Consider the following 666-nt stretch of genomic DNA (forward strand, 5'->3'; position numbering starts at 1 on the left):
GGCTGCCGTGCAGGCGAAGACCACTGTCGGCATGACTGATGTAGCTCCGGGGCGTCTGGTGAACTCGACGGCGCAGGCGATGCAGGCGCGTCTGGACACGCACCGCAGCAAGTTCTGCACCGCCGCAGAGGCGAGTGCTGGCCTCTGCTCGGCCAGCCAGTTGCCGGGTGGCGACACGAACGCCGCCTTGCTGTTCGATGCTGCCCCGGCAGGCAGCCTCCAGACGGAGGCGCGTTATGCCTACATCCAGCATGTACTGGGCGCACCCGATCAGAAGCTGGAGAAGTCCGCTGGCGGCACGCCCGCAGGTGAAGCCTTCATGGTCGTGAAGAATCGCAAGGATGCGCTGCTCTCCGTGCCAGCGTACAGCCTTGCGATGATCGACGCTGCCAACACCCAGTCTGCCCAGTTTGGGGGCAAGTCCCCGAATGAAGTGCTCAAGTTGCGCGTGAATCAGTATTTCGGGGGTAAGGAGGCCGAGCAGTGGTCAGGGTCGATGGCCCGCCAGCCCCAGCGTGGCCTTCTGGTTGAGGCGGCCAAGATGGCTGGCCTTGAAGTGTGGATTCACCACAAGCAATACGAGCAGAACCAGCGCCTCGAAGCGAATCTCGCGGCGCTGTTGCTGGCTTCTGCCGACAAGCTGTCCGGCCCGTTGGAGGCGCAGTA

At 63.8% G+C, this 666-nt stretch carries 1 protein-coding gene; it reads left to right on the forward strand.

The genetic code is table 11. The features are described 5' to 3' along the window. Positions 1–666, forward strand: a 666-nt coding sequence (locus tag DS839_RS35885; RefSeq protein ID WP_368912123.1) for a conjugal transfer protein TraW family protein, incomplete at both ends; no start/stop codon positions are given.

It is taken from the genome of Taklimakanibacter deserti (assembly GCA_003574785.1).